Below are 25,591 nucleotides of genomic sequence, written 5' to 3'. Positions count from 1 at the left end.
GAAAACGAGTTAGGACAGGACGAAATGAACCTCGACAAGGCCGGAGTTGTGGTCGTAGGCGGCGGGATTGTGGGCGTAACAACCGCCTATTACCTGGCCACTAAGGGCCACAAGGTTGTGCTCCTCGAACAGCGGGAACTTGGCCACGGAGCTTCTGGGCGTAACCTGGGATTCCTGCACATGCAGAATCGTCACGGCGACTACGCTGTGCAGCTGACGCGTGCCGGCAGGGCCCTTTATGATGACTTCGCCGACATCCTCGGGCCAACCTTCGAATACAGAAGCAACGGCGCGATGACGTTTTTCTACACGGACGACCAGCGGCGGGTCTACAAGGAATTTGTTGAAGCGCGCATTGCTGACGGATTCAAGGCCGAGCTGCTCGACGACCAAGCTGCTCACGAAGCTGCACCCATCCTGCCCCCCGACGTCATTGGAGCGACCTTCAGCCCTGAGGACGGCCAGATTCGAACGCCAAAGTTTGTTCGTGCACTGGCGCAGGAGTGCCGCCGGCTTGGAGTTCGCATCCACGAAAACACGCCCGTCGTTGGGCTGCTGCGGCGTAATTCGAAAGTCGTAGGTGTGAGGACAGTCGGAGGCGACGTCTCTGCGGACAAAGTCGTCTGGGCTGGGGGCATTTGGTCAACGATGCTTGAAGCGGAAGGCGTCAGCGTACCGATAAAGCCTCACAGACTCGGGGCTGTGCTGCTCGCACCCGTTGAAGAGAAACTCGACAAGATCCTCAATGGTCCGCTGGCGGCCAAACAGTATGCCCATATCCGCAACCTGCCCAGCTACAAGGACGAGTATTTCACGTCGCCTTCCGAGGATCAGAGCCACGCACTTGAACATATGGAATGCGTGGCCAAGACGGAAGACGGCAACTTGTTCATAGGTTGCCCAATGGATTATCCGGACCAGCTTGATGACCGGATGCCCGCTGCCGGTCTCAAGCTAGCAATCGACTCATTGCTTCGCACCTTCCCCAATTACAGGACTCTCGGAATCGAGAGCGCATGGGCTGGACTGGTCCCGGCAACGGCTGATTCCCTCCCAATCGTTGATGAAGTGGAGGAGCTTCCTGGGCTGGTCCTCGCCACGGGCCATGTTTATGGCAATCTCGCGGGACCGATCACAGGACGCCTTGTGGCCGAGCTAATTTCGGGCGAACAGACCACCCTCTCCCTCGACGAGCTGTCACTCTACCGACCGTCCCTCGCCGCCCCGGTCGACGGGGTCATCAGGTACTGAGCCTGCCAGTTCAAATGCACAGCATCCAACAAAATACTTTAGAAGTGGGGAACACTTTGACTGCCAACCTCCTAGGCACGGCCAACTCCTCGGCCGTGCTGTATCTCGACGACCTTGACCTCGGTCATAAATGGACCTCCGCCGGCCGCACCGTCACCGAGTACGACGTGGTGACTTTCGGCACGTGGTCGGGCGACATGCATCCGCTGCATACAAATGAAGAGTATGCCAAAACCACTGAATTCGGGACCCGGCTTTTCCACGGCCCTGGAGCACTGTCCCTTGCATTCGGGCTCGAGATGGCCTTGGGATGGAAGAATGGGTCCGCTATCGCGTTCCTGGGGATCGACAATTGGAGAATGTCCGCCCCAATACGCATTGGTGACACTATCACCGTTGATGAAGAGGTCACTAACATCCGACCCTCCAGCACCAAGCCGGACCGCGGCGTGGTAACGACCCGGGTTCGAATTCTTAACCAGAACGGAGTTGTCTGCCAGGAAGGAGACTGGGTCGTCCTCCTTTCCCGCCGGCCAATCTAGAGGGCCAAAGTCGGTCTAATCACCTACCTCGTCATACTTAGCCCAAAGAAAGCTGATTGTTGTGCCACTCCAACTACCAGAAGGTAAACGGCTCGCCGTTTCCCTAAGCCCGGATTTTGACGCCCAAAGTGTCTGGTTGGGAACGTTTCGCTCTACTTCTCAGACCCAGCTGTCACGTGGTGAATTCGGTGCTGTCGTTGGCGCTCCACGGCTCTTAGAGGTGTTCCGCCGGTACGGGATTACAACGACGTGGTGTGTACCTACACACACGATGCAAACGTTTCCCGACTCTGTAGCGGCGGTCGTAGAGTCTGGACATGAAATCGGTGCTCACGGTGTTTATCACGAGTACGTGCCTAAATTGGAGCGGGACGAGGAGCGGCGCCTGCTGGAACTGCAAATCGAGCAGCACGAACAGTTTATTGGAAAGCGTCCGCGAGGCTATCGCTCCCCCGCCCTGGATGTCACAGACAATACACTTGAGCTGCTGGAAGAGTTCGGCTTTGATTGGGATTCATCTTTGATGGGTCGGGATTTCGAACCGTACCGTCCCCGAATGGTCGTGGATGTTAGCCTCGAAAAGGGTAACCGGTTCGGACGGGAAAGCAACGTCGTCGAGTTTCCGGTTTCCTGGTTTCTTGACGACTTCCCCGAGTTGGAGTCCTTCAAGGGCAGCCCAATGATGCAGAGCAATGAGGCGGTGCTCGCGCGTTGGATCGACAGTTTCAACTTCGCCTATGAACGTTGCCCGGGCGGCGCGATGACGTGGACTCTGCACCCGCAGACGATCGGAAGGGCGCACAACGTCCTAATGCTTGAAAAGTTTCTCGACCACATCACTGCCTTCGACGGCGTTTGGTTTCCGACTCTTTCCGAGCTCTTCGACAGCTGGAATGACGATAACCAGGGGCAGGCTAACCGAGATGCGGCCCCGTTGACTCAAAACGTCCGTCATGCCCCCCTTCATCTCGAAAGGACCACCCCATGATCAGAATGCTCCTGATCGGCCCCCCGGGGGCCGGAAAAGGTACCCAGGCTAGCCGCATCACTGAAAAGCACGGAATCGTCGCCATCTCGACCGGAGACATCTTTCGGCAGAACGTGAAGAACCGAACTCCCTTGGGTCAAGCCGCGGAGTCTTACATTAATGCAGGTAAGTTCGTCCCGGATCAAATCACGAACGACATGGTCCGGGATCGTCTGGAACAGTCGGACGCGCGGGACGGTTTCTTGCTGGACGGGTACCCTCGCACCGCAGCGCAGGTAGCCTTCCTGGATGAGATCCTGGCTGATAAGGGTCACCAACTTGATGTAGTACTGCAAATCGTCGTTGACCCGGAGGAATTGGTTCACCGACTGCTCAAGCGGGCCGTCAGCGAAAACCGCACTGACGATACGGCCGAAGTTATCCGAGAGCGAATGGCGCTCTATTTCGAACAAACAACCTCCGTGACCGCGCTGTACGGCCAACGCGGCCTCCTTACCGAAGTCGAAGGCATCGGCGACGTCTCCGATGTTGCCCAACGGGTTTCAACTGCCCTGGATGTGAAATTAGGGGCGTCTTTGCCGCTCTAGGTCTGGTCGAAACGGAGCAGCACCATGGCGGTGGCTACATCCCGCCGCCATATCAAGCGAGGGGCCGGTCCTCACGAGGACCGGCCCCTCGTGCAGTTAAGAGCCCACGAGGTACTTATGAACTGCTCCCCGGAAGTTGGACTGAGAAATTCAGTTCTGACTCCCGGGGAGTAGTTTTTTGAGGTCAAGTAGTTCATTGTCTGAAGTCCAGGGTGAGGCAGCTGTAGCGTGGTTTGAGAAAGGCCTTGCAGATACGGCGACAGCAAATCTGTTGGGCGTGGCCCGTGGCCGGTCAAGGATCTGTATCGGCGGTGGAGGATTCGTGGTCAAGGAGCGCTGGTGACCAAGCCGAAAAACAGTCGTACTCTTTTAGTTCAAGCTCGCGTTGGTCGAACGGTTCCTCGCAGGCGAGACTGCCCCTAACCTTGCAGCAGAGGCTGACCTGTCTTCTCCTGTGTTAGTGAAAACGCGGGTGCGTGCGTATCGTCGCGAGGGCGCGGAGGCCTTGCGCCCGAAGCCTTAAAGGCAGGCCCCGGAAGCCCAACGCCCCACCACCGGCGGAGACATCCGAGCTGGAGCTATTGCGCCGGGAAAACGAACGGTTGCGGGCAGAAGTGGCCTATCTGGGAAAAATACGGGCCTTGAGGGCTCAAAAACAACGGTCAAGGTCCAGGCCCTCATCGCCCTCAAGGCTGACTTCTCGCTGCCGGTCCTGCTGCAGGTCTCAGGTCTTGCCCGGTCGACATTCTTCTATCACCAGACCCGCCTGCAAGCTCCAGACCCGCAAGAGACACTCAAGACCGCCATCACGGACATCTTCACCACGAACCATGGCCGGTACGGGCACCGCCGCATCCACACGGAACTGCTCAAGCAGCGCTGGGTGGTCGCGAAGAAATCCGTGCTGAAGCTGATGCGGTCACTCGGTCTGCTCTGCAAAGTCCGGCGGAGGAAACGCTACAACTCCTACCAGGGCGAGCAAGGTACGGCTGCGCCGAACCTGCTGAACCGGGAGTTCGACGCCACCGCCCCGAACCAGAAGTGGGTGACCGACGTGACTGAATTCAACGTCGGCGACCGGAAGCTCTACTTCTCACCCGTTATGAACCTCTTCGACCGCCAGATCATCTCCCGCACCGTGGGCACGTCCCCGAACCTGGAACCGACCAACACCTCACTGCGCCAGGCCCTGAACTATCTGCAGCCCGGTCAGCAACCGCTCGTGCATTCAGGCCAGGGTTCCAGTACCGCCACTCCTCCTGGCGCACCCTTCTCCAGAACGCCGGCGCAGTCCAATCAATGTCCCGCAAGGGCAACTGCTACGACAATGCGGTGATGGAGAACTTCTTCGGCCACCTCAAAGAAGGACTCTTCCACCACGTCCGGTTCCTTAGCACTGACGCACTGGAAACGGCGCTCCCTGAGTACATCAGCTGGTACAACACCGACCGGATCTCGACAAAGCTCAAGGGCCTGAGCCCGGTGCAATACCGTGCCCAGGCCCTCGCGGCTTAGGACCTTATTTGGCCAGTCCAACTTTCGGGGACCAGTTCATTACCGGGCAGGGGGCTTTACAACCCCGCCTCTTTGTGCCGGCGGTCTGGCGTAAGGCAGCACATCCGTAGCCTCGACGTCAGCCGCCTTACGATTTCCCACCGTTTCACCTGAGGACTTTGGCCGCGCCTGTTGGAGGCGACCGAGCTCCAGAGCAGTTAATGCCAGGAAGACTGAAGAAACCGCGCCCGGCTCTCTCAAGTTGATCGCAAGAATCTCTTCAGCCTTTGCTAATCGGTAGCGCAGTGAATTGTGGTGGATTTCCAGCGACTCTGCGGCCGCGTTGATATTCTGGGCATGCTCAAAATAGGTTTGAAGACCTTCTATAAGCAGATCTCGCCCCTCCAGTGGTTTCATAAACTCCTGGGCCCACATGATCATTTTGTCAAAGCCAACATCCGCAAAGAGCCGCGTTGCATAGTTAAAGTCCTCGTAGGCCATGATTTTCGGGCCCCGGGAGTTCCTGCGAAGTGTTCTGACAGCTAGCTGGGCATCTTGGTAAGAATCCAGAATCTCCCCAAGGGCACGCACTTTTCGCCCGATACCAATATGGGCGTTCGGAAGTTTGTTGCCTTCGGCAATCACGATTCTACGCAGGGTTTGAACGCCGCACTGGGCGGTCACGATGACGGCTTTATCCTTCGTGGTCATCAGATACGCGACTGACTGCGATTCCAATGCCATGCCTAATAGCTCGGAAACGTCGTCGATGTGAGACAGCGGCCGCGATGCAACGGAAGAACGAATGGGACGAAAAACTATCGTTCGCAACTCTTCAGCAAAGGACAGGCCAAATGCGGAGATCCGCCCTGCCAGCTCAGGATTGTTTGGCTCCCGGCGTAAGGCAAGAGCCTCCTCAAGTACTGCTGTCCGTATAGCCCGCTCCTGCCGTCTTGCAGCCACGGCCATTCGTTGACTGGCTTCCACGAGCGTTGCTGCTACGTGAGTGGCCGACGTTGAGTAGATGTCAGGAAAGTTTTCCCGCCTCGTCGTCACGACCAGCCAACCAAAATGAGACTCATCTGGGCCGGGAGCGGAAATTCTCGCCGCCACCCCGCGCCACCCGTCAACGTCCACCATCTGGGAGTCAGCTTCGGTTCGGGCGATCTCGCCGAACAGGAGGGACATAGGGATTGGTCCTGTCGCATGTACCGTAAGGCCGAACCGATCTACCAGGACTGCCGTGGCATTGCACACATGCGCAAGTCGGGCTAAGAGCGCCGGTATTGGCTCAGGCTCCGTCATGGCCTGACTGAGTGCCCGCTGCAGCGAGGCCAGTCTTCTTGAAACTGATTCCTCCGGTACCTGCATCGATCGTGCGATGGAGACGATCACGTCGGCAACGTTCAAACGGGCATCAACGGCGACAATAAGGTGACTGCCAGCAACAGCTTGAACACCCTCCGCCGCGACTGCGGCCGTTGAAGATACAAAGAGCACACGTCCTGGTCCTTTAAGTTGACCGAGGAACTCCTTCAAATCGGCATAGTTTTCCAGGCGAGGGCAAACCACGACAACGCCGGTATCGTCGGGAAGATCTTCTGGCTTCAGCAGGACCGTAGCGCCACTCACCTGCCTGGACAGTTGAGAATCATCGCCCGTCAGTAACGCGGCGGTCACGCCCAAATCTGCTAGCACCGTTCCCAGCGGCACGGAAGTCGAATCTTTATTCATTGGGGAACTCTCTCGGAACAAGGGCGGTAGGGACGACGCCCTCCTGCCGTCGCTTTCGCCCAGACTAAACGAGGAACGCAACCCTACCATTGGAGGAATTCTAAGCCCGATGGCGAAAGTTTGGAGGAGTGCCAATTACAGCCCTCTCCATAGCCTTCTAACGTCACGTGCAGAACATTATTTGGATCAATTGGGCAATCTAAACGGAACCTACCGCCCTGAAGGGCTGTAACCCAGTCAGAAGGAGCAGGTCGCTCCGGATTATGCGGGTGAGTCCGTGCTTTTGGCCCCGGCGATCTGGAAGACTAAGGAAGGGCTTAAAGAAGCTCTGCCAGCAGGAAGGAACGTGCTATGGGCGCTGACACCCTCGCGACCGGTGACATCGTGGTCGTAGGAGCAGGAATGGTAGGCCTGTGCACGGCGTGGGAGCTGCGCAAGAGGGGCTTCGATGTTGTCGTCGTGGAACAGCGATTCCCCACATATGGCGCATCCGGGAGAAACTCTGGCTCGTTGTGGCTGCAGACTCGCCGTACCGGTACTGAGCTGGCACTCGCCAAGGCGGGTAAAGAAAAGTATCAGGAATTTTTGGGCGAGCTCGGTGACGTGTTCGACTATCGCAATCAGGGCGGGCTGTTCTTCTTCGAAACCGACGAACAAGGCAGAGTCCTGGAGGACTATGTTCTAAACCGGCGGGAGGCTGGCTTGGACATACACATGATTAGCCGGGACGAGGCGCTGAAACACTCCTCCATCCTTCCAGACAGTGCAGCGGGCGCTGCATTTTGTGCAGACGACGTACAGATCGACGGTGTTCAGTTCGTCAATTCCCTGGCCTCTGCCTGCGTGCGGGCTGGCATCCGAATGTTCGAAAATACGTCAGTACTTTCTACCATCCGCCAAGGGGAAACAGTCATCGGTGTACGCACGGTCAGAGGCGAAATCCACGCCCCGGGTGTGGTGTGGGCAACCGGCGCCTGGTCTACCAACCTCCGGGCCGAGGGTATAGAGGTTCCCATCGAGACCGCCCGAGTGGGCCAGTTACTGACCCAACCCGTAGACTCACAAGCAAACGCGATCATGCGTGGCCCCCGGGGTGTCTACGGGTGTGGGGCACTCACGGACCTTGCTACTTACGATGCTGCAATTTTTGCTCCCCCAGTCGCTTCGACCGTTAGCTATGACGACTCCATCGCCCAGAATCGCGGCGGTTCGATATTTATAGGCAACAGCTTTGACGGTCGGGGCTCGCTCAACCCGCACATCAGCATCAATGCAACAAACGCCATGGTCTCGACGACGTTGGACAGGTATCAAGGACTCGCCGATTACGGAGTAACCGGTCTCTGGGCCGGATTGGGGAGTGAGACCTCCGACCACCTGCCCATTGTTGATCGCGCCGACGGCGCCTACATAAACGTTGGACACGCCTGGGGCATAGCGAGCGCCCCTATATGCGGTCAGGTGATGGCTGAGGTCATCGCCGGTGAAACGAGCAGCTTCGCCAGCGCTCTGAAATTGAACAGGCCCACGCTCGCCGCCGCTACCGATGCCTAGTCCCCTTTTTCATACGTCAGCCGGCCAGGAGGGTCCTCCCCTGCCGGCATTGCTGCATCGCATCGCGTTCGCCGGCCCTCTTTGCAGCACACGTTGCAGAAAAGCTCCCTCGCTGCTGGATTAGCTAGGCTACAGTCGTCCAATGTGCGCCACGACTGAGGAGTCCGGCTTTTGGCGTCGAAACCAAAGTCCGGCCAGGCTTTTGAGAATCCTCCCAATGTTCAGCCCCCTGGCCCTCCAGTACCGTCAGAGTCACAAGCCGGCCCGGCCACCAAGGGAGCGGACTCACCAACCACGTTCAACCTTGATCGTTCATCTGCAACATCAATTGCCATCACCCGCTGTGACCGGTGAGGACGCAAGTGAGGAGAAGAATCGCCGTCCAGGCGGCCGATTCTAGACAGGAGTTTCTTATGACCAAGGCGTCATTGAAGGTAGCCACCATTCAGTTCGAACTTCGACAGGAGAAGAGCCTCCACGAGTACTTGGAGCACATGGAGACACTTGTGAAGCACGCCGCGGAACAAGGCGCCGAAGTTGTGCTTTTCCCTGAGCTTGCCAGCACTGGACTTCTTGCTGCAATTGACGATCACGCGGTCACAACTGCCTCCATCGCCTCCGATTATTGGAAAGTCCTGCCGCTATTTACAGAGGACATCGTTGCGGGCGTAGTCAGGATGGCCCGGGAGAACAACATTGTCGTTGCAGGCGGAAGCCATAACCGCGTCGCAGATGATGGATCGCTGAGGAACACCGCGTTCATCGCACACCCAGATGGACGGGTCGAATCCCAAGACAAGATCCACCTGACACCCCAAGAGCACTCCCTGGGCGCCAGAGGGGGCGACGAACTGCTCGTAACAAAGATCGGACCCTTCACTGTGGGGCTCTTGATCTGCGCCGACATCCAATTCCCCGAACTAACACGCTACCTCGTCCATAAGGGGGTAGACCTGATCCTGTGCCCGTCCCTCACCTGGAACCGACGAGGGGTACACCGAGTTCGCACCGGATGCCAGGCACGGGCTATAGAAAACCAGCTGTACGTCGTAATGTCCCCGCTTTTCGGTACCAGCGGACTTCCGACTGATTCGCCCATGTACGCGGTGGGTAAAGCACTAGTATCCGGACCGGTGGACAGGACTGTGGGGATCAACGACGGGATCCTGGCAACGACGGAATCAGCTGAAGAACAAGTGCTGATTGTTGACCTTGATCACGACCTACTGCTCGCCTCGAGGGCGAATCCAGAAGCTCCCGGCCTCGCACTCCGCAGATTGGATCTCTACGCGAAGCTTCAGGCGGAAATGGGAGCATAATGCCTCTTTATCAGCACCGTGTCAGAAATCATGAAGTTGATTCGCAGGGGTTTTTGTTCAATAGCCGCTACCTTGAAGTCGCTGACGTAGCGATGACGGAGTTCTTCCGCAGCATTGGCTGGCCGTACCCCAAGCTTGTAGCCGAAGGCACTGATCCGTCCGTAGTCAATGCAGTTCTTTCATTCAAGGCCCCCGCCTATTTCGACGAAACCCTCGACATTGATGTCGAATGCCACAAGGTCGGAACCTCGAGCTTCGTCCTGAACGTTCGAATTAGCCGTGACGACACGGAGCTAGCAGATGTTGAACTCACATATGTCAACGTCGATCCCACGAAAGCGAGATCACGACAACTGCCGGAAGCCGTTGCCCTGGCGCTTCGTGCTGCCTTGAAGGGCAATCCGCAGCAAGGTCGCACCGGGTTCCTGCCCCAAAGCCAGCACGCCTAGTCTCTCCACCACGGAGAGCTTCTTACCACGAGACCACACCGCCAATTCAACACCTAGGAGACCCTGTGTCGGTAACTTTGAGCTACAATCCAGCATTCGACCCGAACAACGTCAAAGACTTCGGCCCTGCGAAAATCGAGCACAGAACAGCCGCCTCGCAGCTGACGCAGCTAGGTACCTACTTCATGATCTTCGACGGGACAGAGTTCAGCGACCCCTGGACGGTACAGTACGAAGAAACCATATACGTGATTGAAGGGCAGGCCCGCCTTCTCGTCATCGATGGTGAAAACGAAGAGTCTTTGATCGGCGACCGAGACGAGCTAATCGTTCTGCCCAAAGGAACCACCGTCCGGTACGGAGCCGTCCCAGGAACCCGTCTCCTCCTGTCCATTGCGCCGGTTAACTGGCGAAATGCGGGCGCCTAGGCTGTGGTGGGATCATGAAAGTCCTAACCCGTGAAGCCCTGCCCAAAGGTGGGACAAAAAGCGCGATAGAAGGTACGTCGTGGGTAAGCCTCGAACCGGGACAGGTCGTGACCCTCGAGAAGGGCAACCATCGCATCACCGGTAGCATCGACGCCTTGACGGAGGATGGGCATATCCTCTGGATCATCTCTTCGACGGGGGAAAGGCGCCTGTTTCATATCGACGACGGTTACGCCCTCTTCACTGCACTGCCCAAGTCTTCTTAGGCAGCACGAGACGTGCACTGTCATTTAGGATTCTGCCTACTTTAGGGGCAGTACCTGGGCAGGGCGGCATCGGCCGTTTTTTGGCGCAACTCTGCAATTCCAAGACATGTTCAAGCGCCCAGTCGTCCACGTATAGTGCCAGAATTATTCGGCCATCGTCTGATTCTCAATGTCTTGGTGGCCGCCGTGGTTAGTAGGAGGAGACGATGCTGGTTACATCCTTCGCCTGTCCGGACCAGCGGCCGCACAGGATCACGCGTGCTGCCCGAATGCTTCGGGGTCGACCGGCCGCTGGTTCTTCGGCAGGTTTTCCACGACCAGCAAATAGGACTCGGTGACGAGGTCGTCTACGAACAGCGGGTCGAGGTCGCCATCCGGGTGCAGAGTGATCCGGTGCTTTTTGTTCGTGTGGTACCCCGGAGTGATGTCCTCGTACGCCGTCCGCAAGGCCAGCCCGTCAGAAGGGGCGGATTTGAGAATGACGATCGGTTCCCCGAGGACTCCGGCCTGGAGCATGAAGACCTTCACGCGCACCTATACACGTCCCAGCCATCCCCAAAGGGGTGTTAGTTCCGCTCCCGGGAGCTCTTGGGTCCGGGCAGCGGCGCGTTGCTGCAACTTCTTGCGGTCCAAACGGGTGGCAACCTTCTCGAATTCTTGAACAAACGATTCGCGATTGAGCCCGGCCGTCGCAATCCCTTTGGCAACAAACGGACCCGGTCAAGCACAGAACTGCAGGACCGTGCCTACTAATCAAGCCGTGGGATTTTCGGTTGGCTATGGCCACCCCAGAACAGCCAAGTCGGCCACGTCGCCGCCTGATCGCCGACGCACCAATGCCTGGAACCTAAACTTGGTGGTTCGCTTCAAGGCGGTTCCTGGGCCGCAGTGAGACTCGCAAATCTGCCAGTTGCGAAACGCAACGCTACGGCGCCTGACTGTCTGGACCTGGCTCTCCAGGCGCGGCTGCTGCTGCCTTCCGGCGCTCGGGTTTAGCGGCATAACTACGGTGCCCTCACCGCAGCCCCCACGGTATTGGCCATCTGACGAAGAGCCCTTAGACATGTTGGCCGCGTCACAGCCTTTCGAATCAAGGGGCAGAACTACCGCACGTCACGATGCAAGGGAGAGAGCAGAGAAGGCGCCGAGACGCGACGGCGCCCCCGGGTACTGCCAATTGGCTCAACTCGTGCTCGCTCAAGCAACTGTCCAGCAACGGCTTGCGCGGAAAGCATACAGAGAGCATGGAAGGGTGCGTCGGAATTGACGCGCTCTTCCGAGCCCATCTGAAGTCGGTACATGAACCAGGCTACGGCTGGTTGTCTTCCTTTATAAGGTCAGCAGCCTTGGCACCAACCATGACTACAGTCATATTGGGGTTAACGCGCACGAGTTCGGGAAAGACAGACGCGTCAGCAATCCGGAGGCCTGAGAGTCCGCGTACACGCAGGCGCGGGTCTACAACAGCTTCCGGGTCGTCCGCGGCCCCCATTTTGCAGGTAACGCTCGGGTGGTACACCGTGTTTGAGTAGCGGCGCACATAGGCGCCTATTTCTTCGTCGGACTGTACTTCCGGGCCTGGGGCAACCTCCTTAACCACCCAACCCTTCAAGGCTTCGCTTTCCACAATCCTGCGGCCCAGGCGAACCCCTTCCACCAGCACCTTCTCGTCCCTGCCGTCCGGATCCGTGAAGTACTTTGGGTCCACAAGCGGCTTATCCGTTGGATCCGAAGAAGCCAACCGGACGGTTCCCTTGCTCGCCGGCCGGGCGGTATTGGGTGCAAAACAGAACGCCCGTTCGGGCTTGGGCAGCTCGTCGAAAGGTTCGGTGTGGAGCCAGTAGGTGAAGTGCCCGAAGGTAGCCTGAAGGCTGTAATCACCTTCGTTGAAAACGTCCGCATAAACCCCGAGATCCAGTCCATTGATGCTCTGACCAGGGTCCTTCGTCGACTCCCAAATGACCGGGGTTTCGATGTGGTCGGCGAGGTTGGAGCCAACAGCAGGAAGGTCTTTCACCACCTCGATCCCGTGTTCGCGGAGGTGCTCAGCTGGGCCGACGCCCGAAAGCATCAACAGCTTTGGCGTATCGATGGCGCCGGAAGAAACTATAATCTCGCGTTTCGCACGGAACACGCCCTTGTCCGTCTGGACAGCCACGGCCCGCTCACCTTCGAAAACAATACGGTGAGCCATGGTTTCAAGCTGCAGATGAAGATTGGAAGCCAGATCTGAGAGAGGAAAGAGATAGGCGACAGCAGTCGAAACGCGAACCCCATTGTCCTCGTTCAAGAGGACCCAGGAAATTCCCTCACGATAGTCACCTTTTGTGTTATCGATGGTTTCCAGCCCCTGCTCATTGGCAGCAGCCAGGAATGCCTGTGAAAGCTCGGCTTCCTTGGTAACAGCGTGAACACGCATGTCCTTGAAAACCTGGTCGAAGTACGGTGCAACGCTTTGGCTATCCCACCCGGTGGCCCCAAGGGCACTCCACCTATCCATGTCCGTGTCGGGGGCACGCAGGGCCCAGCAGTCGTTATGTGCGCTGCACCCGCCCAGCATCTTCGCCCGGCTCATGCGGAGCCGGGAATTGCCCCGTTCCTGTTTGACGATTGGGTAGTCATAGTCATACTTGGGGTCACCGACAAGGCCCAGCGACTCCTTAAGCATCAGGACTTTCTTGTCGTCTTCGTAAGCTGGACCTCCCTCAATCACACAGACGCTGATGGCCGGGTCGTCGGCGAGTTTGCGTGCTATAAGCGATCCGGCTGTTCCGCCCCCAACGATGACGTAGTCGAATTCGTGCATGTTGTCCTCCATAAGCCACTACCTTTCAAGATGCGCGCCAAAGTGCTACGGCAGCTGGAGCTCCCGGGGAATGCGTCGGGAGCTTACGTAGCAAGGCCTAGGCCGGAGTCCGAGCTCTAAGATCGGCAAGCTGAACTCACCCTATGAGATGAGACACAATGCCAGTACTGGAACATGCACGGCGCTGCCACTTCCGTCTCGGATACTTTCCAGTCGTCCTGGGTGTTCAAGCGCAAGCCAGCAGCAGGTACACGAATGACCGTCTGGATGTCCTCTGATGTTCGGGAACGCACGACCGCTGGGATACTTTTGAACGTTCTTCTGCCCGGGCGAGCACACCCGCGTCCGAACAGTAGCCATTGCCACTTCTTTTAAGGCATAACAGTCCCACCAGGCGGTTCCGATCATCGGTAACGGCCAGCCGGCGTCGCCCCTTCAACTGCAATAGGCTTGTTGCCGCGCTAAGAAGGGAATCTGGCTTGGTGGTCCGGCCGATGAGCGTACCGCACTTGCTTGCGGGAGTATCTCCATCAACAGTTAGCGGAACATCCGCCCGTTCGATCGTTGTGACGAGGCGGTGCTCTGCGTCAACGACCAATGCCATGTGAATGTGGTCGTCCTCAAATTCGGATCGGACCTGGCTGACAGTGGTGCGAAGCCCGAGCGTCTTGGGCATTGTCACCATGGCGTCCCTGACCAGCATTGGCCCTTCCGGCTTTTCGATTTGCGTTTTTTCTAGCGCCTGCATGAATATAACCCTCCTGCAACTGATGCCCTCGATACCAGAATTACTCCAGACGCTGGGTATCTGTCCTCGCCTCCTGCCAGAAATTGCGAGGTAGGCGTTGAAAAACACGCTGTACGGCGCGCCAACCTGCGCACCCCGCGTGTCCGGACGAAGCCAACGAGAGCAGGCACATTCCGTGACTTGCGTGGCGAGTTCCGCTGCCGCAAGGACCCCGCACACGCTAAGAATGCCATTAACTAGCCAGGTCAGTATGGTTAATACACCGGTGACGGACTACGACACCGGTGCAATGTCCACCAGCAGATGTCCCGCACCCCCGTTCCATCCGCACTTAACCACAAACTCTTAAGCGCGAAGTGAACTACCTCCACCCCTCCCCGGGAGTCTCCGATGGTAGTTCTTGGAGTTCCAACGATCACAGCATGGCGGTATCGGCCCTTCTCCAATTCTTGCATCAACGGCCACGACCTAACGTTGGTGCAAATCTACCGAACCGCCTGATCAGCGTTCCTGGCACGGACGTGCTAGAGCAACAGCCAACCAGCGGCAGTCACTAGGACAGCACCCAAGGAAACGGAACCATGCGCACGCATTTGACACACTGGGGAGCCTTTGAAGCCGAGAGCGACGGAAAGGCTTTGCGGTCTGTCAGGCCCTGGTCCCAGGATCCAGACCCGCGCGACCTTTTGGACAACGTAGCCTCTGCACAACACCATCCGACTCGTGTATTGCGCCCGGCAGTTCGTGCCGGGTGGTTGGAGCATGGGCCGGGAACCGGCTCCGGCCGAGGAAATGAACCCTTTGTAGAGGTTTCATGGGACCGGGCAATTGAGCTGGTCAGTGCAGAACTGGGACGCGTCTACTCAGAAAAAGGCCCTTCGGCTGTTTACGGATGTTCATATGGGTGGGCCAGTGCCGGCCGGTTTCACCATGCGCAAAGTCAAATCCACAGATTCCTCAACTCTCTGGGAGGATATGTTGCCGGCGTAACGGACTACAGCTACGGCGCCTCTGGGGTGCTTCTGCCACACATCATCGGAGTCACCCCCGATCAGGTCATGGCGCGTGCAACGTCGTGGGAAGTCGTAAGCGACAAAACAGAGCTTTTCATCGCCTTCGGTGGACTTTCCGAGAAGAACAGCGGAATTGGCCCTGGCGGAATTGGGCGTCATGTCGCCAGAGACGGGATCCGGAAAGCAGTGGCCCGAGGGTGTCGATTCATTGATGTGACGCCCATCGCGGACGATACGTATAAAGAAGCGGACGCAGAGTGGATTGCGCCGCTGCCCGGTAGCGACGCGGCCCTAATGCTGGCACTCGCGTATGTGCTGGATGCTGAAAACCTTGCTGACCGCGATTTCCTTTCTCGGTACTGTGTCGGTCTGGACAAGTTCCTGCCGTACCTCCGGGGTGAGGTTGACGGCGTTCCAAAGGACGCACTATGGGCTGAGAAGCTCACGACCATCCCTGCGACTCGAATTGTCCAATTGGCGCGCGAAATGGCTGCCTCACGGACCATGATTAATCTCAGTTGGTCTATGCAGCGGCAGCAGCACGGTGAGCAGCCCATTTGGCTTGGGGTCACGCTCGCCGCGATGCTTGGCCAGATAGGACTGCCTGGCGGAGGTTTCCAGCACGGTTATGGTTCTTCCGCAGATGTAGGACTGCCCTTGCGAGTCTCCAGCGCGCCGTCATTCCCGCAAGGTCGCAACCCTGAGACTTCATATATTCCGGTGGCAAGAATATCGGACATGCTGCTCGAGCCAGGCACCCAGATCGACTTCAACGGCCAGCGAATCACCTTACCGAAGATCGAGCTGATCTACTGGGCCGGCGGTAACCCGTTCCACCATCATCAGGATTTGGCCCGATTCCGGGAGGCCTGGGCCCAACCAGCAACTGTTATCGTGAATGAACAGTTCTGGACCAGCACGGCAAGGCACGCTGACATAGTGCTTCCAGCAACAATGTCAATCGAGCGGAATGATTATGGAGCCGGCCGTAACGACCCCTCATTTTTTCCGATGCATGCACTCACGGCACCTCCAGGCAGCGCACGGGACGACTACGACATTTTCGCCGCCATAGCAGACAAACTCGGACGGGCAGAAACGTTTACGGAGAACCGGGACACGATGGGCTGGCTCCGCCACCTGTACGGGGGATGGAGAACCAAGCTTGGCGAACGGGGCGTCGATGTCGTTGATTTCGACACCTTTTGGGAAGCAGAAAAGATTGAGATTCCGATCATTGAACCGCGCCAGGTTCTGTTCTCTGACTTCCGGCACGATCCGGAGATGCACCCGCTCGCCACGCCTAGCGGCAAGATCGAAATCTTTTCCTCGACTATAGCCGGCTTCGGTTATGCCGATTGCCCAGGACACCCCGTGTGGATCGAACCTGACGAATGGCTCGGCTCGACCGGCCCCTACCCATTGCACCTAATCGCTAACCAGCCAAAGACAAAACTTCACAGCCAACTCGACATCGGCGCCACCAGTCAGAAATCCAAAATCCAGGGACGAGAACCAATTCGGATGAACCCTGATGATGCCGCCGCGCGTAGCCTTGAAGACGGACAGGTTGTACTGGTGCGGAATGACCGCGGAAGTTGCTTGGCCGGCCTTGCGATCAGCGCTTCCCTACGACCGGGCGTCGTTCAGCTTTCAGCCGGGGCCTGGTACGACCCTGCACCGAATGACCCTTCCTTCTGCCGGCACGGGAACCCCAACGTGCTCACAGCAGACAGACCATCCTCAAGCCTTTCACAGGCTACGACAGCACAGCACGCGCTCGTCGAGGTCGAAGCTTGGTCGGGTGAAGTCCCCGATCTCACGGTGACAGTTCCACCCGAACTGATCCGAGAGGTATAGCATTTTCAGCGGATACACAAGGCATCACCGCCTCCGGCCCCCTGGACTTGCATTCTCTTCGTGGCTGGGGGCATCCACGCCCAAACTTGTGGCCATTACGCCCCTCAGGGGGAAACAAGGATGAGATCCATTCGACGCCCTGGCCAGGATTGGGGGCTATACAAGTTTGCAGGTGTTTCGCTGGCTAATGTCTTATGGATCGTCCTGAATATAACTGCTTGAGTGTGACTAGGGATGCAAGACGGCGGCCTTAGGGTCGACCGCGATTTCACCTAGCATCAGCGAATCGGAATGAAGGATACCAATGTCCACTGGAGACCAAGGATTTAGGAGCGCCACTGGCGTCCATCTTGGCAAGCGGCGTCTGAAAGTAAGCGACATCCGCATTGTCAACAAGGCCGCCCTGAGGCGCGCTGTCGCCGGAACAGTCGTCGGAAACATTATTGAATGGTATGAGTTCGGAGTATTTGCCTACCTCATAACCGTAATGGGCCCCGTCTTCCTGCCGCAGGCCGACCCTACAGTCCAGGCTCTGTACCTATACGGGACATTTGCAGTTACGTTCGTTGCCCGACCCCTGGGCGGCGTATTCTTCGGATGGCTGGGAGACAGGATCGGGCGGCGGAAGGTCCTCACGTTCACGTTGCTCCTGATGTCCGTCGCCACCTTTGCTACCGGCCTGCTCCCGGGCTACGCCGTCATCGGGCTATGGGCCCCGGCGCTCCTCGTGTTCCTGAAACTGCTGCAAGGGTTCTCGGCCAGCGGAGAATACACCGGTGGTGCGACTTTCCTGAGCGAATACGCCCCGGATAGGCGACGAGGTTTCTATGTTGGATTCATGGGCTCCAGTTACCTCGGATTCGCCTTTGGAGCCGGTTTGGTAGCTGTACTACAGCTGAGCCTTGGTCAGGACGCGATGCAGTCCTTCGGCTGGCGTATTCCGTTTCTCATCGCTGGGCCGCTTGCCGTCATAGCTCTTTATTTCCGCTATCGGATCGAAGAGTCACCTACCTTCAGTGCCGTCTTGAAAGAGCGGGCTGAGGAATCCCGGAAAACCGGTGAGTTGGCAAAAAACCCGGGTATCGTGCAGGTCATTCGGACCCACGGGCGCTTCATTCTGCCGGGAATGGGCGTTGCAGCTGCCGGCAACGTCATTGCCTACACCCTGACGTCGTTCACTCCCACGTATCTGAACCAGACGCTCGGGTTCCAAGGATCCCTCGGCACTCTTGTGATCTTTCCCCTGTTCGTCCTCGCAGCCTTTGCAACCCAGTTCTTTGCCTCGCTCTCGGACAAGATAGGCAGGAAGCGGATCTTGTACACCGGCGCCATCCTCGGCGTCGTGCTTCCGATTCCGGCGTTCATGATGATGGGGTCCGGCGAGGTCTGGGGCGCACAGCTCGGGACACTCTTCATCATGATCTGCGCGACTCTCTTTTCGTCAAGCTACGCTTCTTCGCTGCCCGAGCAGTTCCCGACTCCGTCGCGTTCGAGTGCCCTCGGGCTCGCATACAACGTCGGAAATGCTGCCTTTGGCGGCACAGCTCCACTGGTTGTTGCGGCGCTTATCGGAGTCACAGGGAACAAGATGGTGCCCGCTTACTACCTGATGGGCGCTGCCGTTCTGGGACTAATTTCCGTCTTTTTCCTCAAAGAAACAAGTAGGAAACCACTAAACGGGTCCATGCCCAATGTGGAAACAAAGGAAGAGGCTCAACACCTCGTTGATACCCAGGACACCAACAACCTCCTCAACCCCGCGGAAATGCCTCTTACCCTAGTTGCTCATTCAGGCACCGGGCGTGGAACGCGCAGTTAACCGCTCAGAGCGGCCCTTGGGTATCGAGCGGGCCGACCTGCCGGGGGACGTATTTAAAAATGACTGCATCTGCAGTAGCAATGACCTCAATGTCGACATGAACTAAATCGAGGGTGCCGGGACCCCACTCCAGGAGCACCAATGCCGCCACTCTCGCAGCTGGGTGCCGCGGCAACCCACAACGTAGGGACTGCTAGCCCAGTGGACCTTACTGGTTATGTATACAAGGAATCCTTTTCTACAAAACATTCGCGATTTCTGGGGTTAAACAAAACCGAAATGCAGCGCAGTCGACCAAAGGTATCGGGAAGACGGCCTATCAATGAGCAGGAAGGCCGCCGCAACCCCGAACTCAACAGGGGCGGGCACATTTGAATCAATGACGATCAGCAAATTCTGGCCGGATTCACGCCGACGTCGTCGAGAATTCCGCGCTAGGCAGTGTTTGCTGTCGGGCGCGCAGGACAAAGAGTAAATGCAGTTGTGACCGCAGCGGAAGCCGCAGCGTGATGAATAAGAGAGAGAGCAAACGTGACAAGAATTGGCATCGTGGCCGAGTTGGGTCATGAGAAGAGGGTGGCGGCGACGCCCGCAACCGTTAGTCAAATAATTCAGTTGGGCTACGAAGTCGTCGTCGAAAAGGGCGCCGGCGAAGCAGCGTCTTTCCTTGATGAGGCATACGTTGCTGCTGGCGCCTTGATTGTTGGCGCAGACGACGCCTGGGGCAGTGCGATCGTGCTGCGGATAAATCCGCCCAGTGAGGAAGAGATCGCCCGGTTGGCGGATGGTGCAACTCTGATTGGAATGCTCGCGCCTGGCCTCAGGCCGGATCTCGTGGAGGCTTTGGCAGCGCGTCCGATCACCGCGCTGGCGCTCGATGCTGTTCCGCGTATCTCCCGGGCGCAGTCAATGGACGTCCTGAGCTCGATGGCAAACATTGCCGGCTACCGGGCTGTGATCGAGGCGGCGCACGAATTCGGCAGGTTTTTCACCGGGCAGGTCACTGCGGCGGGCAAGGTCCCGCCGGCGAAAGTCCTCGTGGCGGGAGCTGGCGTCGCCGGGTTGGCCGCCATCGGGGCAGCAAGCAGCCTAGGAGCCATTGTTCGTTCCACGGATCCGCGGCCCGAGGTCGCAGATCAGGTGAAGTCCATCGGCGGGACCTACCTCAAGGTTGAGGTAGAAGAGGAAATGAAGTCTTCCGATGGGTACGCCAAAGCAACCTCGGAGGCATACAACCGGCGCGCCGCCGAAATCTACTCAGAGCAAGCGCGTGATGTCGACATCATCATCACCACGGCCTTGATCCCCGGCCGGCCAGCACCGAAACTGCTCACGGCCGACGACGTCGCCGCGATGAAGCCGGGCAGTGTCATCGTGGATATGGCCGCTGGGCAGGGCGGAAACGTTGAAGGCTCCGTGGCCGGGGAACGTATCGTCACGGAAAACGGCGTGATCATACTCGGCTACACCGATCTCCCTTCCCGGCTGCCGGCCCAGGCCTCGCAGCTGTACGGGACCAACCTGCTAAACCTCCTCAAGCTGCTCACAAAGGACAAAGACGGTCAGCTGAGGCTCGACTTCGACGACGTTGTGCAGCGATCAGTGACAGTAGTACGCGAGGGAGAAAAAACCTGGCCACCGCCCCCCGTCCAGGTCTCGGCGGCACCCGTTGCGCAAGCGGAAGCCACTCGCGCCGGTGCGCGCTCCGCCGACAAAGCGGAAAAGAAGGCGGGGCTGGGCGCTGGCGGCAAAGCCGGTCTTATCGCCGCAGGAATCGCTGTCCTCTTTGGCATCAACGCTGTTGCTCCGGCACCGCTGCCGCAGCACTTCACGGTGCTGCTTTTGTCCATCGTGGTCGGATTCTACGTCATCGGCAAAGTCCACCACGCCCTACACACACCGCTGATGTCCGTCACCAACGCAATTTCCGGAATTATCGTCGTCGGTGCGTTGCTGCAAATCACTTCAGAAAGCCTCATCGTGCAGGCCCTGTCCGCTGTCGCCGTCCTGCTTGCCAGCATCAACATTTTCGGCGGCTTCGGCGTCACCCGGCGCATGCTCGCCATGTTCTCGGCCGGGAAGGCACGTTCATGAGCGCCGCCACGCACGCAGCAGCAGCAACGCTTACAAGGAGCTCTACCGTGACTGACACCGTCTCCGGTCCGTTGACCGCCGACTCCATCGCGGGGGCGGCCTACATCGTTGCGGCCCTGCTGTTCATCCTCAGCCTTGCCGGGCTGAGCAAGCACGAGAAAGCCCGCGCCGGGGTCGTCTACGGCATCACCGGCATGGTCATCGCCCTCGCCGCCACCATCTGGCTGACACTCCAGGACGCCTGGGGCACCGGCCACGCCCTCACCGGGCTGGGACTGCTCGTCGCCGCAGTCGCCATCGGCGGGGCCATCGGACTCTGGCGCGCCCGGGTGGTCGAAATGACCGGCATGCCCGAGCTCATCGCCCTGCTTCACAGTTTCGTTGGCCTCGCCGCCGTGCTCGTCGGGTGGAACGGTCACCTCGAAGCCCCTGCGTTGTCTTCGGACCTGATGGCGATCCACCACGCAGAGGTCTTCATCGGCGTGTTCATCGGCGCGGTGACCTTCACCGGCTCGATCGTCGCGTTCCTGAAACTCTCCGCACGGATGAAATCCTCACCGCTGATGCTGCCGGGCAAAAACGCGATCAACCTCGGCGCCCTCGCCGCGTTCATCGCCCTGACGGTCTGGTACGTCAACGACTCCCAGCTCTGGCTCCTCATCGTCGTCACCGTCCTTGCCCTGGGGCTGGGCTGGCACCTGGTGGCCTCCATCGGCGGCGGCGACATGCCCGTGGTTGTGTCCATGCTCAACAGCTACTCAGGTTGGGCCGCAGCCGCGGCGGGCTTCCTGCTGAACAACGACCTGCTCATCATCACCGGCGCCCTGGTGGGTTCCTCGGGCGCGTACCTGTCGTACATCATGTGCAAGGCCATGAACCGGTCCTTCATCTCCGTGATCGCCGGCGGGTTCGGCATCGCCGCCCCCGCCAGCAAAGGGGAAACGGACCAGGGCGAGCACCGCGAGATCACGGCCGAGGCGACAGCGGAAATGCTCACCAACGCGTCCAGCGTTGTCATCACCCCCGGCTACGGAATGGCCGTCGCCCAAGCCCAGTACCCCGTGGCCGAACTCGCCCACCAGCTCCGTGAGAAGGGTGTGAACGTCCGGTTCGGCATCCACCCGGTCGCCGGGCGCCTTCCAGGGCACATGAACGTCCTCCTTGCCGAAGCCAAAGTCCCGTACGACATCGTCCTGGAAATGGACGAAATCAACGACGACCTCGGGGACACCTCCGTGGTCCTGGTCATCGGGGCCAACGACACCGTCAACCCCGCCGCCGCCGAAGACCCCGGCAGCCCCATCGCCGGGATGCCCGTCCTCAAAGTCTGGGAAGCCGAGAACGTCATCGTGTTCAAACGCTCCATGGCCGCCGGCTACGCCGGCGTCCAAAACCCCCTGTTCTTCCGGGACAACTCCCAAATGTTGTTTGGCGACGCCAAACAACGAGTCGAGGACATCCTCCGGGCGTTCTAAAGGGAAGCTGCGAATCCCAGCCGAATCTGTTAGCTATGGCGGCTGCCGGAGTATCTCCTCCGGTAGTCGCCTTAGCGTATTTAACAAGGCGAGGCGTCGGTATCGAGTGTCTCAGGGCCGTTGTGTCGTGACGATCCCTGACTGCTTACTGGATGGCGTGCGGGGGTCTTGTTAGTGGGTTGCGCCGAGTTCGACGAGCAGGACGCCACCGATTACGAGGATTATTCCAAGGCCCATTAGCCAGGTGAGCGGTTCGTTGAACAGGAACTTGGAGATGATGGCTGTGAGAGCGACCCCTGCTGCTGCCCAGATACCGTAGGACACGCCCAGGGGAAGGCCATTAGCTAAGGTGAGGGTGAGCATCATGAAGGCGACGAGGTAGCCGGCGGCAACCCCGCCATACCAGCGTCTATTGTCGACAGCGAGGCGAAGGCTAACAGTGCCGGCGACTTCAAAGATGATTGCGCCGGCGAGGAACACGTAGGCCATTACGCAGACTCGGCTTTCTTGTGTCCGGCTTGCACTCCGAGTTCGACGCATAGGACCCCGGCGACGATGACCACGATGCCGACACCCATGAGGAGGGTGAGCGGCTCATTGAAGATGGCGAGCGAGCCGATTGCGGTCAGTGCGACGCCGCTTGCTCCCCAGATGCCGTAGGCGACACCTAGCGCCATGCCGGCGCGGAGCACTGCGGCAAGCAGGGCGAATGCCCCGAGGTAGCCAGCGGCTACGATGACGTACAGGGCAGGATGTTCGAGCGCACCCTTGAGCGACAGTGTTGCAGTCACTTCTGCCAGGATGGCGGCAGCCAGAAGCAGCCACCCTTTGGTGGTCCTGTTCATTAGATGGTTCCTTTAGGGTGAGGGTGCTGGGCGATCTATGCAGAATGACGTTTACGAAGAGTGGGGACGATTGTTCGACGCTCTGCAGCCAAGGGGCTGCTCTGAGCTTGGATCGCCAGCGAGACGGCCAGAGCACCCAGTTCTTCGTAGGGCTGCCGGATCGTGGTTAGTGGAGGATCGGTGAGCTTGGCCGATTCCTCATCGTCGTAGCCGACCACGGCCACGTCGTCCGGCACCGTTAACCCTGCCCTGCGCAGGGACCGCAAGGCAGGACCTGCCATCCGGTCGTACTCGCAGAACATCCCGTCAAATCGCACGCCGGCAGCGAGCAGGTCGTCGAGCTCCTTGAAGGTGAACGGCGGGTCGCCTGCCGGGTTCTCACACTTGAGGATCAGTTGTTCATCGACTTCGATGCCCGCGGATTCATGGGCGTCTCTGTAACCTTGAATTCGTTGATCTACGAAGTCAGCCTTCCATGTGTTGCCGACGTACGCGACCCTTTGCAGGCCTTGGGAGAGCAGGTGTTCGGTTGCCATTCGGCCACCTGCTCGATTGTCTACCGACACGGTTGGAAGAATCGGCTGAGTCACCGTGTCGTCTACGGAGACGACCGGAAGGCGAAGCGCCCAGGCGGCCTCCAGCACCTCGCGGCTCGCGCCGTATCCGAGGACTATCACTCCATCTGTGGGCACGTTACTGAGGGCCAAAATGGTCCCTGCAGGGCCGTCCCGCCGCTCGCCCACCGGATGAACAAGGAGGTGGTAGCCGTGCTCTTCTGCGGCGTTGTACGCACTACGCACCACCGGCTCCCACCAGCCCCATTCGAAGTCAGGAATGATGACACTTAGAGCCCGGTAGTCGCCGGATCGCAATGCGCGGGCTGCTAGGGAGGGCCGATAACCCAGTTCATCGGCGATCTTGCGGATACGCTCCCGCGTTGCGGGACTAACATCCCGGTGTGGTTCTGCCGCCAGGGCCCGCGAGACGGTGGCTACGCCGACTCCAGCCCGTTTTGAAACGTCCGCGAGCGTGATCCTATTACGCGTCATCCGGCACCTCCTGCAGCAAGCGTTGACAGTTTGGGAACTGAGGGTTTACCTTAGCAACATCCCTTCCGGTAACGATACCGGTAACGTTTCAGTAGGACAAGCCAAGGATGTCTTCCCATGACTGCACTCCCTCCCGAGTCGGAATCTCCGCTCGTGACCACCTTTCAGGGGGCGGCGTTTGCCGCTCCTAAGCCGCTTCCGCGCGTCGGGCCCCTGTTCATCGGCGTGTATGCGCTGGCGATGTTCGGTATCTGGATGGCGATCAACCTCCCGGCCACCGTGACGGTGGCGCTGCGAATCGGCGAGATTGACCCCGCAAACAAGACCACGACGTATTCCATGGTCGCCGGCATTGGGACGCTGGTCGCGGTACTGGCCAATCCCTTCTTCGGCCGGCTCAGTGACCGCACCAGGAGCAGGTTCGGCCGCCGTCGCCCGTGGATCGTAGTCGGCCTCGCCGGTACAACCGTCGGAGCCGCGGTTATCGGCCTGAGCGACTCAATACCGATGTTGATCCTCGGATGGATTCTCATGCAGGCTTTTATCAACGCCGCAATCGCAGCGACGCTCGCCATCGTTGCGGACCGGATCCCCGAATCCCAGCACGGCCTCGTCGGGGCACTCTCCGGCACGGCCTCCGCCGCGTCCACCGTGGTGGGAATCTTTTTCATCCAGGCGTTTCCCACGAGCATCCTCGCGCAAATCGGGCTCCCGGTAGCCATCGCGATCGTCTTCGGGCTCGCCCTGGTTGCCCTGATGAAGGACGACAAGCCGGCCGCAGGCGAACGTACGCCGTTAACCCCCAAGGAGTTCGCCGGCAGCTTTTATATCAACCCGCGCAAATCCCCGGACTTCGCCTGGTTCCTGCTCGCATTCCTGCTAATCAATCTCGGCTTCGGCGTCATGGCAACATACGCGGTGTACTACCTGCAGGACCAGATCAAGATTGCCGAGGCTGACCTGCCAGGGACTCTCTTCGTCACCTTCCTGCTCAGCGGCCTCGTCGCGCTAGTCGTTGCCCCCTTGGCCGGCTGGATCAGCGACAAGACCGGGCGGCGCAAACCACTCTTTGTCCTCGCTGCTGTCCTCACGGCCACCGGGATGGGCGTGATCGTTCTCGCACAGGACGCCACGATGTTCATCATTGGGCAGACGCTGGGAGCTGGTCTTGCCGCCGGCATCCTTTTCGGCATCTATATCGCCTTCGCAGTAGCAACACTCAAAGACACATCCACGGTCGGGAGGGACCTCGGCATTGTGAACATCGCCT

The 25,591-nt window shown here is 58.8% G+C and carries 24 protein-coding genes; 17 read left to right on the top strand and 7 right to left on the bottom strand.

What is annotated here, in order from left to right; genetic code table 11:
• The first annotated feature begins 24 nt into the window (after window positions 1–24).
• The 7 genes from ACFTSA_RS21565 (at window position 25) to ACFTSA_RS21535 (ending at window position 4,883) form a co-directional block, all read left to right on the top strand.
• Window positions 25–1,251, top strand: a complete 1,227-nt coding sequence (locus ACFTSA_RS21565) for an NAD(P)/FAD-dependent oxidoreductase (RefSeq protein ID WP_377953924.1) — start codon at window positions 25–27, stop codon at window positions 1,249–1,251.
• A 14-nt stretch (window positions 1,252–1,265) separates the two neighbouring features.
• On the top strand, window positions 1,266–1,793 hold the full coding sequence (locus ACFTSA_RS21560) for a MaoC/PaaZ C-terminal domain-containing protein (protein ID WP_377953922.1): 528 nt from the start codon (window positions 1,266–1,268) through the stop codon (window positions 1,791–1,793).
• Between the two features lie 61 nt (window positions 1,794–1,854).
• Entirely contained in the window at window positions 1,855–2,781 is a 927-nt protein-coding gene (locus ACFTSA_RS21555) for a polysaccharide deacetylase (RefSeq protein ID WP_377953920.1), read from the top strand.
• Window positions 2,778–3,368 carry an adenylate kinase gene (locus ACFTSA_RS21550; protein WP_377953918.1) on the top strand — a complete coding sequence of 197 codons (591 nt, stop codon included), beginning with the start codon at window positions 2,778–2,780 and terminating at the stop codon, window positions 3,366–3,368. Before ACFTSA_RS21555 ends, ACFTSA_RS21550 begins: the two co-directional genes overlap by 4 nt.
• A gap of 385 nt (window positions 3,369–3,753) precedes the next feature.
• Window positions 3,754–3,891 (top strand): hypothetical protein, encoded by a 138-nt coding sequence (locus ACFTSA_RS21545; RefSeq protein ID WP_377953917.1) that lies wholly within the window; start codon window positions 3,754–3,756, stop codon window positions 3,889–3,891.
• 42 nt (window positions 3,892–3,933) lie between these two features.
• Window positions 3,934–4,704, top strand: a complete 771-nt coding sequence (locus ACFTSA_RS21540; protein ID WP_377953972.1) for an IS3 family transposase — start codon at window positions 3,934–3,936, stop codon at window positions 4,702–4,704.
• A complete protein-coding gene (locus ACFTSA_RS21535) occupies window positions 4,704–4,883 on the top strand; it encodes an IS3 family transposase (RefSeq protein WP_377953915.1) in 180 nt (59 codons plus the stop codon). The genes ACFTSA_RS21540 and ACFTSA_RS21535 overlap by 1 nt, the downstream gene beginning before the upstream one ends.
• Before the next feature lie 39 nt (window positions 4,884–4,922).
• Here the strand turns inward: ACFTSA_RS21535 and ACFTSA_RS21530 are convergent, their stop codons facing one another.
• Window positions 4,923–6,596 (bottom strand): PucR family transcriptional regulator, encoded by a 1,674-nt coding sequence (locus ACFTSA_RS21530; RefSeq protein WP_377953913.1) that lies wholly within the window; start codon window positions 6,594–6,596, stop codon window positions 4,923–4,925.
• Window positions 6,597–6,947: 351 nt separating this feature from the next.
• Between ACFTSA_RS21530 and ACFTSA_RS21525 the strand changes: the two genes are divergently transcribed.
• From ACFTSA_RS21525 to ACFTSA_RS21505, 5 genes are all read left to right on the top strand, one after another.
• A complete protein-coding gene (locus ACFTSA_RS21525) occupies window positions 6,948–8,150 on the top strand; it encodes an NAD(P)/FAD-dependent oxidoreductase (RefSeq protein WP_377953912.1) in 1,203 nt (400 codons plus the stop codon).
• Between the two features lie 413 nt (window positions 8,151–8,563).
• Window positions 8,564–9,469, top strand: coding sequence for a nitrilase-related carbon-nitrogen hydrolase (locus tag ACFTSA_RS21520; protein WP_377953910.1), 906 nt, complete (start codon window positions 8,564–8,566; stop codon window positions 9,467–9,469).
• Window positions 9,469–9,918, top strand: coding sequence for an acyl-CoA thioesterase (locus ACFTSA_RS21515; protein ID WP_377953909.1), 450 nt, complete (start codon window positions 9,469–9,471; stop codon window positions 9,916–9,918). Before ACFTSA_RS21520 ends, ACFTSA_RS21515 begins: the two co-directional genes overlap by 1 nt.
• Window positions 9,919–9,983: 65 nt before the next feature.
• Window positions 9,984–10,346 carry a hypothetical protein gene (locus tag ACFTSA_RS21510; RefSeq protein ID WP_377953907.1) on the top strand — a complete coding sequence of 121 codons (363 nt, stop codon included), beginning with the start codon at window positions 9,984–9,986 and terminating at the stop codon, window positions 10,344–10,346.
• A gap of 14 nt (window positions 10,347–10,360) precedes the next feature.
• Window positions 10,361–10,612, top strand: a complete 252-nt coding sequence (locus tag ACFTSA_RS21505) for a hypothetical protein (protein ID WP_377922913.1) — start codon at window positions 10,361–10,363, stop codon at window positions 10,610–10,612.
• Between the two features lie 252 nt (window positions 10,613–10,864).
• On the opposite strand, the gene ACFTSA_RS21500 is transcribed toward ACFTSA_RS21505, so the two are convergent.
• The 3 genes from ACFTSA_RS21500 to ACFTSA_RS21490 all read right to left on the bottom strand — a co-directional run bounded on the left by ACFTSA_RS21500 (window position 10,865) and on the right by ACFTSA_RS21490 (window position 14,166).
• Window positions 10,865–11,140, bottom strand: a complete 276-nt coding sequence (locus tag ACFTSA_RS21500; RefSeq protein WP_377953906.1) for an MmcQ/YjbR family DNA-binding protein — start codon at window positions 11,138–11,140, stop codon at window positions 10,865–10,867.
• 781 nt (window positions 11,141–11,921) lie between these two features.
• Window positions 11,922–13,418, bottom strand: coding sequence for a GMC family oxidoreductase (locus ACFTSA_RS21495; protein ID WP_377953904.1), 1,497 nt, complete (start codon window positions 13,416–13,418; stop codon window positions 11,922–11,924).
• 226 nt (window positions 13,419–13,644) lie between these two features.
• Entirely contained in the window at window positions 13,645–14,166 is a 522-nt protein-coding gene (locus ACFTSA_RS21490) for a hypothetical protein (RefSeq protein ID WP_377953902.1), read from the bottom strand.
• A gap of 581 nt (window positions 14,167–14,747) precedes the next feature.
• Between ACFTSA_RS21490 and ACFTSA_RS21485 the strand changes: the two genes are divergently transcribed.
• The 4 genes from ACFTSA_RS21485 to pntB all read left to right on the top strand — a co-directional run bounded on the left by ACFTSA_RS21485 (window position 14,748) and on the right by pntB (window position 22,427).
• Complete coding sequence (locus ACFTSA_RS21485) at window positions 14,748–17,039, top strand: molybdopterin-dependent oxidoreductase (protein WP_377953901.1); 2,292 nt, start codon at window positions 14,748–14,750, stop codon at window positions 17,037–17,039.
• A gap of 304 nt (window positions 17,040–17,343) precedes the next feature.
• Window positions 17,344–18,858, top strand: coding sequence for an MFS transporter (locus tag ACFTSA_RS21480; RefSeq protein WP_377953899.1), 1,515 nt, complete (start codon window positions 17,344–17,346; stop codon window positions 18,856–18,858).
• Between the two features lie 531 nt (window positions 18,859–19,389).
• Window positions 19,390–20,952 carry a Re/Si-specific NAD(P)(+) transhydrogenase subunit alpha gene (locus tag ACFTSA_RS21475; protein WP_377953897.1) on the top strand — a complete coding sequence of 521 codons (1,563 nt, stop codon included), beginning with the start codon at window positions 19,390–19,392 and terminating at the stop codon, window positions 20,950–20,952.
• A complete protein-coding gene (gene pntB, locus ACFTSA_RS21470) occupies window positions 20,949–22,427 on the top strand; it encodes a Re/Si-specific NAD(P)(+) transhydrogenase subunit beta (protein WP_377953895.1) in 1,479 nt (492 codons plus the stop codon). Before ACFTSA_RS21475 ends, pntB begins: the two co-directional genes overlap by 4 nt.
• Before the next feature lie 171 nt (window positions 22,428–22,598).
• Here the strand turns inward: pntB and ACFTSA_RS21465 are convergent, their stop codons facing one another.
• The 3 genes from ACFTSA_RS21465 to ACFTSA_RS21455 are packed head-to-tail and all read right to left on the bottom strand — an operon-like array spanning window position 22,599 to window position 24,321.
• A complete protein-coding gene (locus ACFTSA_RS21465; RefSeq protein WP_377953893.1) occupies window positions 22,599–22,916 on the bottom strand; it encodes a DMT family transporter in 318 nt (105 codons plus the stop codon).
• The gene (locus tag ACFTSA_RS21460) at window positions 22,916–23,272 is read right to left on the bottom strand and encodes a DMT family transporter (protein ID WP_377953892.1); all 357 of its coding nucleotides are present in this window, start codon (window positions 23,270–23,272) and stop codon (window positions 22,916–22,918) included. Before ACFTSA_RS21460 ends, ACFTSA_RS21465 begins: the two co-directional genes overlap by 1 nt.
• Before the next feature lie 35 nt (window positions 23,273–23,307).
• Window positions 23,308–24,321 (bottom strand): LacI family DNA-binding transcriptional regulator, encoded by a 1,014-nt coding sequence (locus ACFTSA_RS21455; protein WP_377953890.1) that lies wholly within the window; start codon window positions 24,319–24,321, stop codon window positions 23,308–23,310.
• A 117-nt stretch (window positions 24,322–24,438) separates the two neighbouring features.
• Here ACFTSA_RS21455 and ACFTSA_RS21450 point away from each other — a divergent pair.
• Window positions 24,439–25,591: MFS transporter (locus tag ACFTSA_RS21450; protein WP_377953888.1), on the top strand; the 1,153-nt coding region annotated here is incomplete at its 3' end.

The sequence above is a fragment of the Arthrobacter sp. NPDC057013 genome (assembly GCF_042674585.1).
Classification (GTDB): domain Bacteria; phylum Actinomycetota; class Actinomycetes; order Actinomycetales; family Micrococcaceae; genus Arthrobacter.
This window is presented reverse-complemented; position numbering and strand designations above follow the sequence as displayed.

Bases quoted from the DNA above. Each gene is read 5' to 3' on its own strand.
- ACFTSA_RS21505 (WP_377922913.1), top strand. From the start codon at position 10,361: ATGAAAGTCCTAACCCGTGAAGCCCTGCCCAAAGGTGGGACAAAAAGC.
- ACFTSA_RS21465 (WP_377953893.1), bottom strand. From the start codon at position 22,916: ATGGCCTACGTGTTCCTCGCCGGCGCAATCATCTTTGAAGTCGCCGGC.
- ACFTSA_RS21495 (WP_377953904.1), bottom strand. From the start codon at position 13,418: ATGCACGAATTCGACTACGTCATCGTTGGGGGCGGAACAGCCGGATCG.
- ACFTSA_RS21480 (WP_377953899.1), top strand. From the start codon at position 17,344: ATGTCCACTGGAGACCAAGGATTTAGGAGCGCCACTGGCGTCCATCTT.
- ACFTSA_RS21535 (WP_377953915.1), top strand. From the start codon at position 4,704: ATGGAGAACTTCTTCGGCCACCTCAAAGAAGGACTCTTCCACCACGTC.
- ACFTSA_RS21530 (WP_377953913.1), bottom strand. From the start codon at position 6,596: ATGAATAAAGATTCGACTTCCGTGCCGCTGGGAACGGTGCTAGCAGAT.
- ACFTSA_RS21460 (WP_377953892.1), bottom strand. From the start codon at position 23,272: ATGAACAGGACCACCAAAGGGTGGCTGCTTCTGGCTGCCGCCATCCTG.
- ACFTSA_RS21490 (WP_377953902.1), bottom strand. From the start codon at position 14,166: ATGCAGGCGCTAGAAAAAACGCAAATCGAAAAGCCGGAAGGGCCAATG.
- ACFTSA_RS21560 (WP_377953922.1), top strand. From the start codon at position 1,266: ATGCACAGCATCCAACAAAATACTTTAGAAGTGGGGAACACTTTGACT.
- ACFTSA_RS21485 (WP_377953901.1), top strand. From the start codon at position 14,748: ATGCGCACGCATTTGACACACTGGGGAGCCTTTGAAGCCGAGAGCGAC.
- ACFTSA_RS21515 (WP_377953909.1), top strand. From the start codon at position 9,469: ATGCCTCTTTATCAGCACCGTGTCAGAAATCATGAAGTTGATTCGCAG.
- ACFTSA_RS21550 (WP_377953918.1), top strand. From the start codon at position 2,778: ATGATCAGAATGCTCCTGATCGGCCCCCCGGGGGCCGGAAAAGGTACC.
- ACFTSA_RS21520 (WP_377953910.1), top strand. From the start codon at position 8,564: ATGACCAAGGCGTCATTGAAGGTAGCCACCATTCAGTTCGAACTTCGA.
- ACFTSA_RS21525 (WP_377953912.1), top strand. From the start codon at position 6,948: ATGGGCGCTGACACCCTCGCGACCGGTGACATCGTGGTCGTAGGAGCA.
- pntB (WP_377953895.1), top strand. From the start codon at position 20,949: ATGAGCGCCGCCACGCACGCAGCAGCAGCAACGCTTACAAGGAGCTCT.
- ACFTSA_RS21455 (WP_377953890.1), bottom strand. From the start codon at position 24,321: ATGACGCGTAATAGGATCACGCTCGCGGACGTTTCAAAACGGGCTGGA.
- ACFTSA_RS21565 (WP_377953924.1), top strand. From the start codon at position 25: ATGAACCTCGACAAGGCCGGAGTTGTGGTCGTAGGCGGCGGGATTGTG.